This is a genomic window from Sphingomonas desiccabilis, from assembly GCF_004135605.1.
Lineage (GTDB): Bacteria > Pseudomonadota > Alphaproteobacteria > Sphingomonadales > Sphingomonadaceae > Sphingomonas > Sphingomonas desiccabilis.
Genome location: NZ_SDPT01000001.1, coordinates 1,625,964 through 1,642,615, shown reverse-complemented (window position 1 = coordinate 1,642,615; position 16,652 = coordinate 1,625,964). Strand labels below are relative to the sequence as shown.

18 protein-coding genes are annotated in these 16,652 nt (G+C 66.8%); 8 read left to right on the top strand and 10 right to left on the bottom strand.

The window, feature by feature from the left end:
* Positions 1-56: 56 nt before the first annotated feature.
* Entirely contained in the window at positions 57-593 is a 537-nt protein-coding gene (locus tag EO081_RS07775) for a (2Fe-2S)-binding protein (RefSeq protein WP_129341271.1), read from the bottom strand.
* Positions 594-755: 162 nt separating this feature from the next.
* Here EO081_RS07775 and EO081_RS07770 point away from each other — a divergent pair, with 162 nt between their 5' ends.
* From EO081_RS07770 to EO081_RS07755, 4 genes are all read left to right on the top strand, one after another.
* Entirely contained in the window at positions 756-986 is a 231-nt protein-coding gene (locus EO081_RS07770; RefSeq protein ID WP_129341270.1) for a hypothetical protein, read from the top strand.
* Positions 987-1,051: 65 nt separating this feature from the next.
* A complete protein-coding gene (locus EO081_RS07765) occupies positions 1,052-2,653 on the top strand; it encodes an alpha-amylase family glycosyl hydrolase (RefSeq protein WP_129341269.1) in 1,602 nt (533 codons plus the stop codon).
* Positions 2,653-3,660: a glycosyltransferase family 4 protein gene (locus EO081_RS07760; protein ID WP_129341268.1), complete on the top strand. Its 1,008-nt coding sequence runs from the start codon at positions 2,653-2,655 to the stop codon at positions 3,658-3,660. Before EO081_RS07765 ends, EO081_RS07760 begins: the two co-directional genes overlap by 1 nt.
* 103 nt (positions 3,661-3,763) lie before the next feature.
* A complete protein-coding gene (locus EO081_RS07755; RefSeq protein ID WP_129341267.1) occupies positions 3,764-5,896 on the top strand; it encodes a TonB-dependent receptor domain-containing protein in 2,133 nt (710 codons plus the stop codon).
* Positions 5,897-6,004: 108 nt separating this feature from the next.
* Here the strand turns inward: EO081_RS07755 and EO081_RS07750 are convergent, their stop codons facing one another.
* The 5 genes from EO081_RS07750 to EO081_RS07730 all read right to left on the bottom strand — a co-directional run bounded on the left by EO081_RS07750 (position 6,005) and on the right by EO081_RS07730 (position 8,097).
* Positions 6,005-6,220, bottom strand: coding sequence for a DUF4170 domain-containing protein (locus tag EO081_RS07750; RefSeq protein WP_125961882.1), 216 nt, complete (start codon positions 6,218-6,220; stop codon positions 6,005-6,007).
* A gap of 69 nt (positions 6,221-6,289) precedes the next feature.
* Entirely contained in the window at positions 6,290-6,745 is a 456-nt protein-coding gene (locus tag EO081_RS07745) for a hypothetical protein (protein ID WP_221214963.1), read from the bottom strand.
* A gap of 44 nt (positions 6,746-6,789) precedes the next feature.
* Entirely contained in the window at positions 6,790-7,143 is a 354-nt protein-coding gene (locus EO081_RS07740; RefSeq protein WP_129341266.1) for a DUF3618 domain-containing protein, read from the bottom strand.
* Complete coding sequence (locus EO081_RS07735; protein ID WP_129341265.1) at positions 7,140-7,481, bottom strand: phage holin family protein; 342 nt, start codon at positions 7,479-7,481, stop codon at positions 7,140-7,142. The genes EO081_RS07740 and EO081_RS07735 overlap by 4 nt, the downstream gene beginning before the upstream one ends.
* Before the next feature lie 19 nt (positions 7,482-7,500).
* Entirely contained in the window at positions 7,501-8,097 is a 597-nt protein-coding gene (locus EO081_RS07730; protein WP_221214962.1) for a hypothetical protein, read from the bottom strand.
* A 148-nt stretch (positions 8,098-8,245) separates the two neighbouring features.
* Between EO081_RS07730 and eno the strand changes: the two genes are divergently transcribed.
* Complete coding sequence (eno, locus tag EO081_RS07725) at positions 8,246-9,523, top strand: phosphopyruvate hydratase (RefSeq protein ID WP_129341264.1); 1,278 nt, start codon at positions 8,246-8,248, stop codon at positions 9,521-9,523.
* A 527-nt stretch (positions 9,524-10,050) separates the two neighbouring features.
* On the opposite strand, the gene EO081_RS07720 is transcribed toward eno, so the two are convergent.
* Positions 10,051-10,422 carry a tRNA-binding protein gene (locus EO081_RS07720; protein ID WP_129341263.1) on the bottom strand — a complete coding sequence of 124 codons (372 nt, stop codon included), beginning with the start codon at positions 10,420-10,422 and terminating at the stop codon, positions 10,051-10,053.
* Positions 10,423-10,495: 73 nt separating this feature from the next.
* Here EO081_RS07720 and EO081_RS07715 point away from each other — a divergent pair, with 73 nt between their 5' ends.
* From EO081_RS07715 to EO081_RS07705, 3 genes are all read left to right on the top strand, one after another.
* On the top strand, positions 10,496-10,852 hold the full coding sequence (locus tag EO081_RS07715) for an FtsB family cell division protein (RefSeq protein ID WP_165284546.1): 357 nt from the start codon (positions 10,496-10,498) through the stop codon (positions 10,850-10,852).
* Between the two features lie 129 nt (positions 10,853-10,981).
* Positions 10,982-12,031: a pyruvate dehydrogenase (acetyl-transferring) E1 component subunit alpha gene (gene pdhA / locus EO081_RS07710; RefSeq protein WP_129341262.1), complete on the top strand. Its 1,050-nt coding sequence runs from the start codon at positions 10,982-10,984 to the stop codon at positions 12,029-12,031.
* Position 12,032: 1 nt separating this feature from the next.
* A complete protein-coding gene (locus EO081_RS07705) occupies positions 12,033-13,475 on the top strand; it encodes a pyruvate dehydrogenase complex E1 component subunit beta (protein ID WP_129341261.1) in 1,443 nt (480 codons plus the stop codon).
* 58 nt (positions 13,476-13,533) lie between these two features.
* On the opposite strand, the gene EO081_RS07700 is transcribed toward EO081_RS07705, so the two are convergent.
* Genes EO081_RS07700 through EO081_RS07690 form a run of 3 tightly spaced genes read right to left on the bottom strand, consistent with a single transcriptional unit; the run spans position 13,534 to position 16,513 of the window.
* Positions 13,534-14,178, bottom strand: coding sequence for a TadE/TadG family type IV pilus assembly protein (locus tag EO081_RS07700; RefSeq protein WP_129341260.1), 645 nt, complete (start codon positions 14,176-14,178; stop codon positions 13,534-13,536).
* On the bottom strand, positions 14,175-14,801 hold the full coding sequence (locus tag EO081_RS07695; RefSeq protein WP_129341259.1) for a TadE/TadG family type IV pilus assembly protein: 627 nt from the start codon (positions 14,799-14,801) through the stop codon (positions 14,175-14,177). The genes EO081_RS07700 and EO081_RS07695 overlap by 4 nt, the downstream gene beginning before the upstream one ends.
* Positions 14,801-16,513 carry a pilus assembly protein TadG-related protein gene (locus EO081_RS07690; protein ID WP_260153821.1) on the bottom strand — a complete coding sequence of 571 codons (1,713 nt, stop codon included), beginning with the start codon at positions 16,511-16,513 and terminating at the stop codon, positions 14,801-14,803. The genes EO081_RS07695 and EO081_RS07690 overlap by 1 nt, the downstream gene beginning before the upstream one ends.
* Positions 16,514-16,652: the final 139 nt, after the last annotated feature.

Sequence of the window (16,652 nt, the reverse complement as noted above, 5' to 3'; positions counted from 1 at the left end):
GATAAGCCTTGCGCGATGAGCCGTGGCTGAACTCGGGTGACAGCCGCCTGAAAGGATCAGCGCGGGCTGAGCGCCGGCACCGCGCGTGCTGCCTCGTCATGGTCGGTGCCGGGCTTGGGTGCCGGCTCCAGTGTCTCGTCGCCCCGGGCAAGCCGCGCCGCCCGCCGGACGGCCTCCGTCAGGCGCGGCTGGATGCCACAACGGCAGAGGTTCGTCAGCGCCTCGGCGATTGCCGCATCCGAAGGATCGCGGTTCGTCCGCAGCAACGCGGCTGTCGCCATGACCAGCCCGGGGATGCAATAGCCGCACTGGCCCAGGTTGGAGGCGAGGAACGCGGCCTGCACCGGGTGGCTGCGATCGCGCGACAGCCCCTCGATGGTGGTAACGAAGGTCCCTTCCAGGGCGCCGATCGCGACCTGGCAGGAACGCACCGCCTCCCCGTCGACATCCACGGTGCAGGCGCCGCACTCTCCCACACCGCATCCGTATTTCGTGCCGGTGAGGTTCGACGCATCGCGCAGCGCCCACAGGAGCGGCGTCTGCGGATCCAGTTGATATTCGACGGGCTGGTTGTTCACGGTGAAGCGGGTCATGAGCCTGCAGCCTAGCCGAGCGGCGGGGTTCGCGAAACGGCGCGTTTGCGCCACTGAGCGGTTCCACCTGCTGCTTCGGCTGAGCCGACGCGTCTGGAGGGCGAATGCTGCAACTCCGCGGGGTGCCGGCCGTTGATCGGGTTCCGCAGGAGGAGAGCGATCATGGCCAAGGACGATATCCGCATGCACGGCCACAACACGCCCGGCATGGACACCAAGCGCGGGCACGAGCGGTACGAAGATCCCGTGGCTCCCGGCGACGCGATCGGCACCGGTCCAGAGGGCCCTCGGGAGGGCGATCAGCGCGAGGCCGATGACGCCGGCAGCACTGCCGACCGGGAGCAGGACAGCGCCCTCGGCGGCCACACGGCCACCCGCTCCTCGGGCGAGTGACGTGACTGGTGGCGGGGATCGACCCGCCACCGATTTCGGGTGCAGGCGATCGGAGGGGAGTGCTCATGGCAGAAGCGCGGCCGTGGTGGGAAGCGGCCACCATCTACCAGATCTATCCCAGGTCCTTTCAGGACAGTGACGGCGACGGGATCGGGGATCTCAGAGGGATAACCGATCGGCTGGACTATCTTGTCGATCTCGGCGTCGACGCCGTCTGGATTTCGCCGATCTTCCCGTCGCCCATGGCGGATTTCGGCTATGACGTGGCCGATTACTGCGAAATCGACCCGCGGTTCGGGACGCTGGCGGACTTCGACGCGCTGCTTGCAGCCGCGCACGCCCGCGGGCTGCGGGTCCTGCTCGATTTCGTGCCCAACCATAGCTCGGACCGGCACCCCTGGTTCGTGGAGAGCCGCCAATCGCGGACTTCGTCGAAGCGGGACTGGTACATCTGGCGCGATCCGGCGCCCGATGGTGGTCCGCCCAATAACTGGATCAGCGATTTCGGCGGCCCCGCCTGGGAATGGGACGCGGCGACCGGGCAGTATTACTCTCACGCCTTTCTGAAGGAGCAGCCGGACCTCAACTGGCGCAATCCGCAGCTGCGTGCCGCGATGCTCGACGTCCTGCGCTTCTGGTTCGCGCGCGGGGTCGACGGCTTCCGCATCGACGTGCTCTGGCACATGATCAAGCACGCCGACTTCCCCGACAATCCGGTCAACCCGGACTATCTGCCCGGCTCGGGCGAGAAGAACCGGGTGCTGCAGCTTCACTCGACCGACCAGCCGGAAGTTCACGACATCGCCGCCGACATGCGCGCCGTCGCCGACGGGTTCGCCGCGAACGGGCAGGAGCGCGTGCTGATCGGCGAGATCTATCTGCCCGTCGAACGGCTGGTGGCCTATTACGGGGATGCCCGCCCGGGCGTGCACCTTCCTTTCAACTTCCAACTGATCGAAGCGCACTGGGACGCGGCCGAACTGGCGCAGCGGATCGCGGAATATGAGGCCGCCCTCCCACCCGGCGGCTGGCCGAACTGGGTGCTGGGCAATCATGATCGCGCCCGCATCGCGACGCGTGTCGGGGAAGCGCAGGCACGTGTTGCGGCCATGCTGCTGCTGACCCTGCGGGGTACGCCCACGCTCTATTACGGCGACGAACTCGCGCTTGCGGACGTGACGATCCCGCCGGGCCGGGCAGTCGACCCCCAGGAACTGCGCGAGCCCGGCCGCGGTCGCGATCCGGTGCGCACCCCCATGCCCTGGGACGACAGTGCCGGAGCGGGGTTCACCACCGGAGACCCGTGGCTGCCGCTCAACCCGGACTATTCGACCCGCAACGTTGCGGCCCAGCGAGACGACCCGGCCTCGATGTGGACGCTGACGCGCGCGCTCCTGATGCTGCGCAAGAACACCGCCGCATTGTCGGTGGGCAGCTGGCATTCCGTGGGGGGCGAGGGACCGGTGCTCGCCTATGAGCGGCGCGAGGGTGATACGCGGTTGTTGGTGGCGCTGAACCTCGGCGCGATCCCGGTGGAAATGCACGTGCCGCAGTGGGCGGCAGGGTATCGCCCGTTGCTGTCCACCTTGGCCGATGCGAAGGGGCCGGTCGACGGATTGCTGCGCTTGAGGGGGAATGAAGGAATGATCCTGGGGACTACCGCTTGATGCGGATCGCGATGCTGGCGCCGATCGCATGGCGCACGCCGCCACGGCACTATGGTCCCTGGGAACTGGTCACCAGCCTGCTCACCGAGGCGCTGGTCGCGCGCGGCATCGACGTGACGCTGTTCGCAACCCTGGACTCGATCACGTCCGCGACTCTCGCGGGCGTCGTGCCTGCTCCCTATTCGGAAGATCCCGCGATCGATGCAAAGGTGTGGGAGTTCCGCCATCTCGCCCATGTGTTCGAGCGTGCGGGCGAGTTCGACCTGATCCACAACCAGGCGGACTTTCCGGCACATGCCTTCTCCGGCCTGGTATCGACGCCCATGGTCACCACGATCCACGGCTTCTCCTCCGACCGGATCCTGCCCATGTACGCGCCCTACCAGCATCGGGTGCAGTACGTGGCGATCAGCGACGCGGATCGGCATCCTGCGCTGCGCTACGCGGCCACCATTCATCATGGCATTCCGATCGACGACTTTCCCTTCGATGCGGCGGGGAGCGAGGATCTGCTGTTCTTCGGCCGCATGCACTCCGACAAGGGGCCGCGGGAGGCGATCGACGTCGCTCGGACTACCGGCCGGCGATTGCACATGGCCGGGATCGTCCAGGACGAGCGCTATTGGCGCGAGGAGGTCGAGCCGGGGGTCGACGGCGTCCGCATCCTCCATCACGGTGCCGTCGGCGGCGCGAAGCGGACGGCAATGCTGGGACAGGCACGGGCGCTGCTCCACCTGATCGGCTTCGACGAGCCGTTCGGCCTCTCGGTGGTGGAGGCGATGGCCTGCGGCACGCCGGTGATCGCCTACCGGCGCGGCTCCATGCCGGAACTAATCGAGGACGGGGTCACCGGCTTCCTGGTGGACGACCTGGATGGGGCGATCGACGCCGTGGCACGGGTCGACGAGATCGATCGCGCCGCATGCCGCGCGAGAGTGGCGGCGCACTTTTCTGTCGAGCGCATGGCCGAGCGCTACGAGGCGCTCTACCGCCGCATCCTCGGATAGTCCGCCGCGCCTCCAGAAAAACTTTGTCACAGAGGCAAATCTGCTCTTGTGACGTTGTATCATTGCCCGCTAGGGGAGGCCGTCCGCTTGTGGGAGGGTCTTGATGTCGTTTGCTCGTCTTCTTCTTGGTAGTGCTGCGCTCGCCTGTGCACTTCCGGCGTATGCGCGCCCGGATGCTGCCCCGGCAGAGACCGACGGCGTTCCGGCGGACGCGGCCGCGCAGGCAGGGCAGGGCACCACCACCGACCCCAACCACCAGGAGATCGGCGCCAACATCGTCGTCACGGCGTCGCTGGACCGCCCGAAGGCGGACCTGCTCGGCGGCACCACCGTGCTTTCGGGGGAGGCGCTGACCCGCTCGTTGCGCCCCACCCTGGGCGACACCCTGGCACGGCAGCCCGGCGTGAGCTCCAGCAGCTTCGGGCCCGGCGCCTCGCGGCCCATCCTTCGCGGCCTGCAGGGGGATCGCGCACGGGTGCTGACCGAGGGGATCGGCAGCTTCGACGTGTCGACCACCAGCGTCGATCATGCGGTCGCCATCAACCCGCTGATCGCCGACCGGATCGAGGTGCTCCGCGGTCCCGCGGCGCTGCTGTTCGGTCCGTCGGCGATCGGCGGCGTGGTTAATGTGATCGACAGCCGCATCCCGCGCACGCTTCCGGAGGAGCCGGTCCATCTCGACGGCATCGTCGGCTATGGATCGGCCGCGGACGAGCGTACCGCCTCGGGCAGCATCGACGTGCCGGTCGGCGGCAAGGTCGTCCTCCATGCCGATGGCAGCTACACCAAGTCCGACGACCTGGAGACCGGGGGCCACATCCTGGCCGGGCCGCAGCGTCGGGCCGCGGCTGCAAGCAGCGATCCGGACATCGCCGATCTGGCAAACCTCAGCGGAACGCTTCCCAACAGCTCGGCCGAGACCTGGCAGGTCGCCGGCGGTGCGGCCGTGGTCGCCGACGGGGGCAACCTCGGCTTTTCCGTGTCGCACTACGACACCAACTATGGCGTGCCCGTGCGCTATGCGATCGAGCCCGGCGAGGAAGCGGAGGAGGTCCGCATCGCCATGCGTCAGACGCGCCTCGACATGCGCGGCGAGGTGGAGACCGGAGGCTTCATCGACCGGCTGCGCTTCCGCGGTGCGATCGCGGACTATCGCCACCAGGAACTCGAGGACACGGGCGAGGTCGGCACGACCTTCTACAGCCAGGGGCTCGAAGCGCGCGTGGAAGCACAGCAGGCGGTTCGCGGAGGTTGGCGCGGGACGACCGGCGCGCAGATGCTGATCCGCACGCTCAACGTCATCGGCGAGGAGAAATTCCTGCCGCGCAACGAAACGCAGCAATACAGTGTCTTCACCCTGCAAAGCGCGGATTTCGGCACGGTGCGGGGCGAACTGTCCGGCCGGTACGAGCGCACCGAGGCGGTGGCGCAGCCCGACGCAGACCTCGGCAACGGCCGGCTGGAGCGCAGCTTCAATGCCTTCTCGGCCGCCGGTGGTGCGAGCATAGGGCTGGGCAGCAGCGGGATCCGGTTCGGCGTGTCGCTGTCGCACAGCGAGCGGGCGCCGACCGCGGAGGAACTCTTCGCCAACGGCCCACATGCCGGCACCCAGGCGTTCGAGATCGGCGACGTGAACCTCGGGGTCGAGCGCAGCAACGGCGTCGAGGCGACGCTGAAGGGTGGCGGGGACGGCTTCGACTTCAGCCTTGCGGCCTATCACAACTGGTATGACGGCTTCATCTACGAACAGCCGACAGGCGAGCTCGAGGACGGCCTGCCGGTCTACCAGTACAACCAGGTCGATGCGCGCTTCTACGGCCTCGAGGCGGAAGCATCGGCACGGCTGGCGCAGATCGGCAGCACCGCCGTGGTGGTGGATGGCGTCGCGGACTATACCCACGCGACGATCAAGAACGGTGGGCCGGTGCCGCGCATCCCGCCGCTCCGCTTGCTTGGCGGCATTGAGGCACAGGGCGCGCTCGCGCAGGGTCGCCTGGAGGTCGAGCATGTCACCAAGCAGGATCGGGTCGCCGCCAACGAGACCGAGACGGGCGCCTACACGCTTGTGAACGCCTCGCTGACGCTGAAGCCCTGGGGACGCAACAACCCGACGAGCCTGCTCCTGTCCGCGAACAACCTGTTCGACGTGGTCGCGCGCCGCCACGCGAGCTACCTGAAGGACTATGCGCCGCTCGCCGGGCGGGACTTGCGGGTCACCGCGCGCTTCGCCCTGTAAGGGGCCGAAGCGGGTCGCCCGCTTCGGCTCCGCCCGACCCGAATAAAAAAACGCGGCCGCTTCCGATCGGGAAGCGGCCGCGTCTCATTTCGGCTCTGCCGGCTGCTGTTACTTCAGCTCGGGTTCGAGCAGGCGGTGCAGCGGGACCACCACGTACTTCATCTCGGCGTCGTCGACGGTGCGCTGCGCAGCGGCGCGCCACGCCTTCTCGGCGCTTTCATAGTCGGGGAACAATCCGACCAGATCGACTTCCTTCAGATCGACGAAGTCCAGGGTTTGGGGGTCGCTCACGCGACCACCGAAAACGAGGTGCATCTTGCTCATGCCGGCTCCTGATATGTGCTGCGTTGCGGCATAGCGATTGGAGCCGCGCACTCAAGGGTGCACGGGCGTTCAGGCGTTCGTGTTACCGGTGGCAGCCGTTTTTCCGCCGTCCTTCGCTGCTTCGACGACGTTGCCGAACGCCTTCTTCAGCGACTCTTTGGCAGCATCCTTGTCGGGGATCGCGTTGGTCAGCTGTTCCTTCCCGGCGTCGCGAGCGGCGGTCGCGGCAGCGGCAGCCGTCTCGGACAGGCGCTTGCCCAGCGGGCCCAGCACCTTCTGCTCGCTCTCCGACTTCGGGAGCAGCGCACCAAGGATGGCGCCGAGCGCGACGCCGCCCGCGAGCACGGCGAGCGGGTTCGCCTCGATGCCTTCGCTCGCCCGCGCCGCCGCCGTCGCGGCGCTCTCGCGCGTGGTCTCATAGGCGTGGCTGGCGCTCTCGCGCAGGTGGCCGAGGGTGCCTGCGTCGGTCTGGGTGTCCGCCGACGCGTTGGTCGAAGCCGTGGTGTTGTTGCCGTTCGTGGTCATTCCACTTGTCCTTGCTAGGGGCCGGTGAGGGCCCAGTGATGGTGTCAGGATCCTGCGGGGGGCGGTGCTGGCGGCTCCGGGCTGGCGACGGTGGCGGGTACCTTTGCGCGCGCCCGCTTCTGCTTGCAGCGCCGGCGAAGGCTGCGGATCAGCTTCGGCGTGATGAACAAGGCGAACAGCCCGGCTGCACCCGCCGCCACGGCGCGGGGCTCGCGCTGGACGACGGCGACGCCTTGCTCGACCGCGGCCGATGCCCGTTCCTTGACCCGGCCCGCCATGTCTTCCGCGACGGATCCCGGGTTCAGCCGGGCCTTGATCGCGTCGACGGTGCCCAGCATCCTGGACTTGGCCTGCTGCGCGTTGGCACGGGCCGCTGCAACGCCCTGGGGTTCGGTCATAGCCCGTCTCCCGAAAAGGCGCGGCCCAGCCGCGTCGCCGCCATCTTGCCGAGGATGCCGGCGATCGCGAGCGCGACGAGGACGACCACGGCGGTCGCGCCGCCGTCGCCCAAGGGTTCGCGAAGCACCAGGATCAGCCCGACGAGCAGGGCGCCGATCGCTGCAAAGGTGAGCACCAGCGCCCCAACGCCGAGGGCGACGCCCAGGATCGCGTCGTTCTTGCGGGAGGCGGCGACCGCCTTCCACACGGACAACTCGGCCTGGATCCAGGTCCGCCCATCCGAGACGAGCCGCTGGATCAGTTCGCCGATACTGGCGTCGCTCCTGCTATCGCGCATCGCGTCCACTCGCTCGCGGTCAGGCCGTCAGGGTCGTGTCGGTGGCGTCCGCGGCGCCGTCCACGCCCGCCTTCACCACGCGCGCCAGGACGAAGCCCAGGGCGGCCGCGGTGCCGATCGCGACTGCCGGGCTCTTACGCACGAACCCGCGCACGTCCTCGATCAGCTCATCGACATCCTTGTCGCGCAGCGAGTCGGAGAAGCCCGACAGCGCCTGCGCGGCGGAGCGGGCGTATTGGCCGTACTGCTCGCCCAGCTTGTCGTCGACCGTGCCGGCGGCATCTTCCATCATCTTCGAAAATTCGTCGAGTGCGCCGGTCGCGCGCAGCTTGCCCTCGTCGGCAAGGCCGCGTGCCTTGTCCGTCGCTTGGCGACCGAGCTTGTTGGCCTCGTCCTTCAACGTCTGTGCCGCACCCTTGGCCTTGTCGGTCGCGGTGTCGGTGGTGCTCCCGCCCTCGCCGGCCACGCCTGCGGTCTCGAATACGGACTTGTCGCTGCCGGCTGGCTCGAAGCTGACGTCCGCGCCACCGGCGGTGCTGGAAGAGGGCGTGAACTCGACGTTGGTGTCGCTAGGGCCCGTGCTCGAAAGCGGGTCGGTCCGGTTGGTGTCGCTCATCGTGCGTTTCCCTTCGTGGTTCGCCTGGAGAACCAAAGCCGGCGACAGCGGTTCCCGATCCGGCACGAATTGCCCCGCGAGGGCCGAGCGGATAGGGCTGCGCGCGATCGCCGGCAGCGTCCGGCCGCGAAGGTAGGGAGATCGTTACGTGACCGCAATCATCGACATCCACGCACGCCAGATCCTGGACAGCCGTGGGAACCCCACCGTCGAGGTCGACGTGATGCTGGAAGACGGCAGCACGGGCCGCGCGGCCGTGCCCTCGGGCGCCTCGACCGGTGCGCACGAAGCCGTCGAAAAGCGCGACGGCGACAAGTCCCGCTGGATGGGCAAGGGGGTCCAGGCCGCGGTCGACGCGGTCAACGCCGACATCGCCGAGGCGGTGCTGGGCCTCGATGCCGAGGATCAGGCCGACGTCGACCGGGCGATGATCGAGCTCGACGGCACGCCCAACAAGGGCCGGCTCGGCGCCAACGCCATCCTGGGCGTGAGCCTTGCGGTCGCCAAGGCGGCGGCGGATGCGCGCGGCCTGCCGCTGTATCGCTATGTCGGCGGCGTTTCGGCGCACCTGTTGCCGGTGCCGATGATGAACATCATCAACGGTGGCGAGCATGCCGACAACCCGATCGACTTCCAGGAATTCATGGTGATGCCCGTCGGCGCGCCGAGCCTGGCCGAGGCGGTGCGGTGCGGCTCGGAAATCTTCCACACGCTGAAGAAGGGCCTGCACGACAAGGGCCTGGCGACCTCGGTCGGCGACGAGGGCGGGTTCGCGCCGAACCTGTCGTCCACCACCGACGCGCTCGACTTCATCATGACCAGCATCGAGAAGGCCGGCTACACGCCCGGCGACGACGTGATGCTGGCGCTCGACTGCGCCGCGACCGAGTTCTTCAAGAACGGCAAGTACGAGATGGTCGGCGAGGGCAAGTCGCTCACCCCGGTCGAGATGGCCGACTATCTGGCAGACCTCGCCGCCCGCTACCCGATCTTCTCGATCGAGGACGGCATGGGCGAGGACGACTTCGAGGGCTGGAAGGCGCTCACCGACAAGATCGGCGACAAGGTCCAGCTGGTCGGCGACGACCTGTTCGTGACCAACCCGGAGCGCCTGGCGATGGGCATCGGCAAGGGCCTCGCCAACTCGCTCTTGGTGAAGGTCAACCAGATCGGCACGCTGACCGAGACGCTGGAGGCGGTGAGCCTGGCCCAGCGCTCGTCCTACACCGCCGTCATGTCCCACCGCTCGGGCGAGACCGAGGACGCGACCATCGCGGATCTCGCGGTCGCCACCAACTGCGGCCAGATCAAGACCGGCAGCCTCGCGCGCTCGGACCGGCTCGCCAAGTACAACCAGCTGATCCGCATCGAGGAAGAGCTGGGCGACGCCGCACGCTACGCGGGCCGCTCGATCCTGCGCGTCTGAGCGGGGCAGGGGGAGGCGCGGGCGACCCGCTTCCCCCGATGTCCCATGAACCTAGAGCGCAAACGCATCCGTCATCCCGGCGAGGGCTGGGATCAACCGGACCGCACGCGCAAGCGGTGGCATGTGCCGTCTTCGCCTGGGGTGACGTAGGGGGGGGCGCTAAACGCGGTTGCGGACGTTACAAGAATACCTTCGGTCCGGGAACATTCGCAGGTGTCGCACTATGTTAGCAGCGTTGTTCGGCCTACTTGTTTTCGTAGGTCAGATTGTCCTTGCTGTCGGCGCCTGGCGGAGCCTGCGAACGGGCTACCTTGAGCCATACAGCGAGTGGATGGCATCTGTGGGCAAGCCTCCGATCTCACGTGCGAAGGCACCTGGCAAGTTCTGGCCGTTGTGGGCGGCGCAGGTCTTCGTAGGATGGCTACCTTTGGCGGGCCTGGCCATTGCCTTAGGATATGCAGCCCTGGCACTGGCAGGCGACAGCTAAGCACCACCTGAAGCAGGGAGGCTTAGGTAGTCAGAGCCCCTTAAAACAACCGCCCGCCATCCGGCACCTTCCGATCCGGCGCGAACAGCACGACGGCGCCGTTTGCGTCCGGAAAGCCGAGCGTCAGCACTTCGGACAGGAACTTGCCGATCTGGCGTGGCGGGAAGTTCACCACCGCCGCCACCTGTCGCCCGATCAGCGCCTCGGGCGTGTAATGCTCGGTAATCTGCGCGCTCGACCGGCGGATCCCGATTGTCGGGCCGAAGTCGATCCGCAGCTTGATCGCCGGTTTGCGCGCCTCTGGGAACTCTTCGGCAGCGACGATCGTTCCGACGCGGACGTCGACCGCGAGAAATGCATCGAAGTCGATCGGCTCGGCAGCGGGGCTGGCGGGGTCGTGGCGTAGATGCATCAGCTTCGAATCTCTTGATGTTTTCGACTCAGGCGACCTTGCGCACGCCCGCGGCTTGCGCAAATATCGGGGCATGCCGCGCTCCTCGCCGCTTCACCCGATACTCCGTCGTGCAGGATTTCCCGCGTTCGCGATCCTGTTCATGGGGTTCTTCGGCTATTATGCGGTGCTCGGGCCCAACGGCATTCTCGCCTACCGCGATTATTCCCGCAAGCTGGCCCAGCGCCAGGCCTATTACGCGTGCCTGGACAAGGCGCGGTCGGAGCTGCGCAACCGCGTCGCGCTGCTCGATCCCCGCCACGCCGATCCCGACATGGTCGACGAACTGGTGCGCAAGCAGCTGAACGTCGCGCACCCGGACGAGTTCATCATGCCGCTCGGCACCGGTACCGGCAACGCGGATCGCTGCGCAGGGACGGTCGACGGCTAGGCCGAGTTGCGCTAGCAGGTGGCCAGCGCGGTCGCCCAGCCGCTCCGGCCGGGTGATTGCAGTTGGGAGAGAAACCGGCCTATAGGCTCGGCTCCTTTCCCCTTTCCCAGGCATGAGGGTACCTACATCGTGGCAAAGGCACCGGCGCAGAGCGCCAAGAGCGAACCTGCCGTTCCGAACCGTGAGCGTCCCAACGAACCGACGCGCTACGAGGCCTCGAAGGAGGAACTGCTCGACTTCTACAAGCAGATGCTGCTGATCCGCCGCTTCGAGGAGAAGGCGGGCCAGCTCTACGGCCTCGGCTTCATCGGCGGCTTCTGCCATCTCTATATCGGCCAGGAGGCGGTCGCAGTCGGCCTGCAGTCCGCGCTGGACGGCGAGAAGGACTCGGTAATCACCGGCTATCGCGACCATGGCCACATGCTGGCCTATGGCATCGATCCCAAGGTCATCATGGCCGAGCTGACCGGACGTGCCGCAGGCATCAGCCGCGGCAAGGGCGGCTCGATGCACATGTTCTCGACCGAGAAGAAGTTCTACGGCGGGCACGGCATTGTCGGCGCGCAGGTGTCGCTCGGCACCGGCCTGGCGTTCGGGCACAAGTACAACGAGGATGGCGGCGTCGCGATGGCCTATTTCGGCGATGGCGCGGCCAACCAGGGCCAGGTGTACGAGAGCTTCAACATGGCCGAGCTCTGGAAGCTCCCGATCATCTACGTGATCGAGAACAACCAGTACGCCATGGGCACCAGCGTCAACCGCTCGTCGGCGGAAGACCAGCTCTACAAGCGCGGCGAGAGCTTCCGCATCCCGGGCATCCAGGTCGATGGCATGGACGTGCTCGCCTGCCGCGGTGCCGCCGAAGAGGCGCTGGCGTGGGTGCGTGCGGGCAAGGGACCGATCATCCTCGAGATGAAGACCTATCGCTATCGCGGCCACTCGATGTCGGATCCGGCCAAGTACCGCTCGCGCGAGGAAGTGCAGGCGATGCGCGACAATTCCGACCCGATCGAAGCCGCCAAGCGCGAGCTGGAGAAGCTGGGCGTCGGCGAGGCCGATCTGAAGTCGATCGAGCAGGAAATCCGCAAGGTGGTGAACGAGGCCGCCGACTTCGCCGAGAGCACGCCGGAGCCCGATCCGGCCGAGCTCTATACGGACGTGCTGGTGGAGAACTACTGAGATGGCGATCGAACTGAAGATGCCGGCGCTGTCGCCCACGATGGAAGAGGGCACGCTGGCGAAGTGGCTGGTCAAGGAAGGGGATGTCGTCAAGTCCGGCGACATCATGGCCGAGATCGAGACCGACAAGGCGACCATGGAGTTCGAGGCCGTCGACGAAGGCACGATCGCCAAGATCCTGGTGACCGAGGGCACCGACAATGTGAAGGTCGGCACCGTGATCGCGCTGATCGCGGGTGAGGGCGAGGACGTGGCGGAAGCCGCCAACGCGTCGCAGACCTCGACCGGCGCAGCCGCAGGCTCCAAGCCGGCCGACGGCGAGGGTGGCGTGCAGACCCCTTCCGACCAGCGCACCGAAGCCGTTTCGGACGCGCCCAAGGATCAGGAGACGGGCACCACCCAGCTCGTCCATGCTGTCGAGAACACCTCGACCGACCCCGAAGTGCCGGAAGGCACCGAGATGGTGAAGGTCACCGTCCGCGAAGCGCTGCGCGACGCGATGGCCGAGGAGATGCGCGCCGACGGCCGCGTGTTCGTGATGGGTGAGGAAGTCGCCGAGTACCAGGGCGCCTACAAGGTGACCCAGGGCCTGCTCGAGGAATTCGGCCCCAAGCGCGTGATCGACACGCCGATCACCGAATACGGCTTCGCCGGCGTCGGCACCGGCGCTGCGATGGGCGGCCTGAAGCCGATCGTCGAGTTCATGACGTTCAACTTCGCCATGCAGGCGATCGACCACATCATCAACTCGGCTGCCAAGACCAACTACATGTCCGGCGGTCAGATGCGCTGCCCGATCGTGTTCCGCGGTCCCAACGGCGCCGCGAGCCGCGTGGGCGCGCAGCACTCGCAGAACTATGGCCCGTGGTACGCCAGCGTCCCCGGCCTTGTCGTCATCGCGCCCTATGACGCGGCGGATGCCAAGGGCCTGCTCAAGGCCGCGATCCGCTCGGAAGACCCGGTCGTGTTCCTCGAGAACGAGCTGATGTACGGCCGCACCTTCGAGGTGCCCAAGCTCGACGACTATGTCCTGCCGATCGGCAAGGCGCGCATCATGCGCCCGGGCAAGGATGTCACGATCGTGTCCTACTCGATCGGCGTGGGCGTGGCGCTGGAGGCGGCGGAAAAGCTTGCAGGCGAGGGCATCGAGGCGGAGGTCGTCGACCTTCGCACGCTGCGTCCCCTCGACACCAAGACGGTGCTCGCAAGCCTGAAGAAGACCAACCGCCTGGTGGTGGTCGAGGAAGGCTGGCCGGTCTGCTCGATCGCGAGCGAGATCGCGGCCGTCGTGATGGAGCAGGGCTTCGACGACCTCGACGCACCGGTGCTGCGCGTCACCAACGAGGACGTGCCGCTCCCCTATGCGGCAAACCTGGAGAAGCTCGCCCTCGTCACCGCCGACCGCGTGGTCGAGACGGTGAAGAAGGTGACCTACAAGGGCTGATCGAGGGGATCCTCGAAGCGGCTCGAGGGCCGGCGGGAAACCGCCGGCCCTTTTTGCGTCAGCAGTTCGAGATGGCGGCCTTCTCGACGTTGTAGATGATGCTCAGGTCCCGCCGGTCGCGCACCATCATCGACGCGACTTCGGTGATCGTCGAGGAGGGCGCCAACGACAACCGCACCAGCGGTCGGTACGTGTAGATGACTTGCACGAACATCGTCGCACCGCCGTCCGGCGCAAAGGCCTGGCGCCCCGCGGGCCCCATGCCGCTCAGGCCCGTGTCGCCGGCTTTCCCGTACGACGAGCTTCCCGGGCCGCTGCCACGGCATCGCTGCCAGACGATCTTGTATCGGGACGTGGTGTTCGGGTTTGCGACCGGCTCGAGATCCGAAACGATGACCCGCCCGTTCGCGTAGAGGTCGAGCCCGCCGGCTTGCAGCCCGGCGCCGGTCAGCAGGTCGTTGATGTCCGTCTCGCTGATGGTCTTGGCGGAAAGAAGGCTGCCGCTGCCCATGCGCGCGGCATTGTCGGCAAGCTGCAGGGCGACCTGGCTGATCCGCATCCGCGTGATGATGAAGTTCGTCAGTTCCGCGCCCGTCAGGGTGAGCAACAGGAACACCGGAAGCCCGATGGCGAACTCGGTCAGCGCCAGCGCCCGGCGCTCACGGGCGAGCCGGCGGAGGAGCGGGAACCCGGGAACCATCATGCGCAGTTCCGGACCACCGCGGCGCCATAGCTGCCCTGGTCGCCATAGGGCTGGTTGCGCAGCACGGTCGTCGCGCTCACCCGTGCCCTCGGGCTTCCGCCCACGAGGGGCCAGAACGGGAACAGCCGGGTGTAGCTGACGGTGGCGGTATAAACGGTCGCGTCCTTGGCACCCCCTTGGCCCGCGTTGCCGCCGTCGGGGTCCCAGGTGCCATTGAGGTTCGCGTCCTCATATGGCTCCCCCTTGTCGCAGGTGCCGTTCTTGTTCGTGTCGGTGAAGTTTTCGGCCTTCTTTGCCGCCGCTGCGGCATAGTTGCGGTAGAAGCGCCGGGAAATGGAGACCTGCGCATTCCTGGCGAGCACCCGCACCTGATCGGCTACCTGCTTGTCGAGCGCGGCCGCCGTCGCGGTGCTGGTGCCGCCCTCCAGCGCCGAGTCGCGCGCGGTCTTCTGGACGATCCCCTGAAGGGCTGCGTTGACATAGAGGCCGTGGCCGATGTCGAACGCGCCCATCAGGAGCACCGCCAGCACGGGGGCGACCAGGGCGAATTCGACGATCGTCGCACCCTGGCGATCGTGCGCCAGCCGCCTCGCTAGGGTGCGACAGGTCGGATCGCCCGCCATCACTTGGTAAGCCGCAGCTGCGAGATCTGGTCGGCGATCGACTTGAACGTCGCCTGCAAGGCTGCCGCATCGTTCGCGCTGAAGTAGCGGCCCGACGTCGCGCAGGTCTGAAGGCGGTTCCGCGTGTCCGTCGTGATCGAACCGAAGGAGATCACCCAAAGCGTGATGTTCTTGTTCTTGACCGCGGTGCAGAGTGCCGCGAAGCGCGCATTGATCTGCGCCTCCAGCATCGTGTCCGTGGGAGTGACGGTGTCGGGCGTCTGACGGCGGTCGAACCACGGAATGCCGTAAGCGTTATAGTCGCTCACTGCCGCCTGTGTGTCGCCGTCCGTCATGAAGATCAGGTGCCGTTCGATCTCGCCGCCTTTGGGTGTGTAGGCGTTCTCGGACGAAAAGATGCCGGTGGGCGAGAGCAACCGCGCACCCCAAAGGATCCCGATGTCGTGATAGGTATTCCCTTCCGGCGTGAGGCTGTCGACATAGCTACTGAACGCCGCCGCATTGTTCCAGGTCCGCAGTTTCTCGGCGGGGGTCGGACACGCCGCATAGGACGAATTGGTGTAGGTCTTCATGTCCCTGACAACCGCGCGGTTCCACCCTGCGGTGCCGCTGTTGCTCGTGCTCTGGCGCGTGTAGATCAGGTCCGGCAGCCACGGTTTCCATTGCGTGTCCGCGTTGCTGGTCGGCACCATGTCGATGTTCAGGTCGTTCATGTCGCTGGTGATCGACGTGAACGTACTCGTGGGGACCGTCTTCCGCTCCTCGATGCACCCGGGCCAGTTGATCGTCTTTGCCGAGGCGCCATCGCCGATCGGCCGGATGAAGCTCGCATTCCAGCCGGTGCCGTTCTTCAGTCCGCTTACGTCCTGTTCGATCGGAGCATATTCCCAGGTGACCGGGGTCATGCTGCGTGTCCGCTGCTGGACCCTGCAGAAAATCAGGAAGCTGCCTGTCACCTGATACTGCTGGGTTTCCGTGTCGGCGGGAACGGAACTGCAGAGGATCAATCCATAATCAGAGTATGCGCTCCATGGACCGTAGGTTCCGCCCGAATAGACCCTCCGGCTCTGGTAGGTCCATCGGTCGGCCATCCATTCCGGTTTCAGCAGCCGCCCGACATTGACGTTCACGGCATAGGGTACGAACCCGAACCGGATCTGAACCTGATCGCCGGTGCCACCGCTTGGATTGCCGGTGGTGCAGTTCGCATCCGTGTCGAGCCGCGCGACGATTTCGTAGAAGCACTTCACCGCTACCTTCAGCGCATCGATTTTCGAAACGTTGTCGCTACCCGCGGTCTGCGCCATCGACCCGGTGGTATCGAGCACGAACATCACGTCCGTGTTGGGCAGCCGCATTTCGGCATCGCAGCTGACTGCAATCGTCTGCGTCCTGAAGCCGAACACCCGCATGAGGGTCATCGCCAGGGTCGCGGATGCCCTCCCCGTGACCTTGCCGGCATTTTCGGAAAAGGTGCGGTTGATCGTCGTCGCGCCATAGGCCGAAGACGAGATGTTGGCGTCGAAGAACTTCTCGGCGGCCGTGCGCGGGTAATAGCTGGATTGTGCCCAGGTGCCGCCGCCCATCGCCTTGCGGCCCGCGAGCGCGCCGGCGTCACACGCATGTTGCAGCCGCGTCTTGACGATGTACATGCGCGACAGGTCGATGCCGCCGCCGATCATGCCGATCAGCGGAATCATCGCCGCGGCCATGATTGCGAGGGTGTTTGCGCGAACGTCGCCAAGCAGACGCGAGAGCAGGCCCGCCGGCCTCATTGCTGGGCGCCCCATCAAAGTCGGTGCCTTAGGTTACACGAGAAAATCCAGCGCTTCGAATGGCCTGGAAGCGATA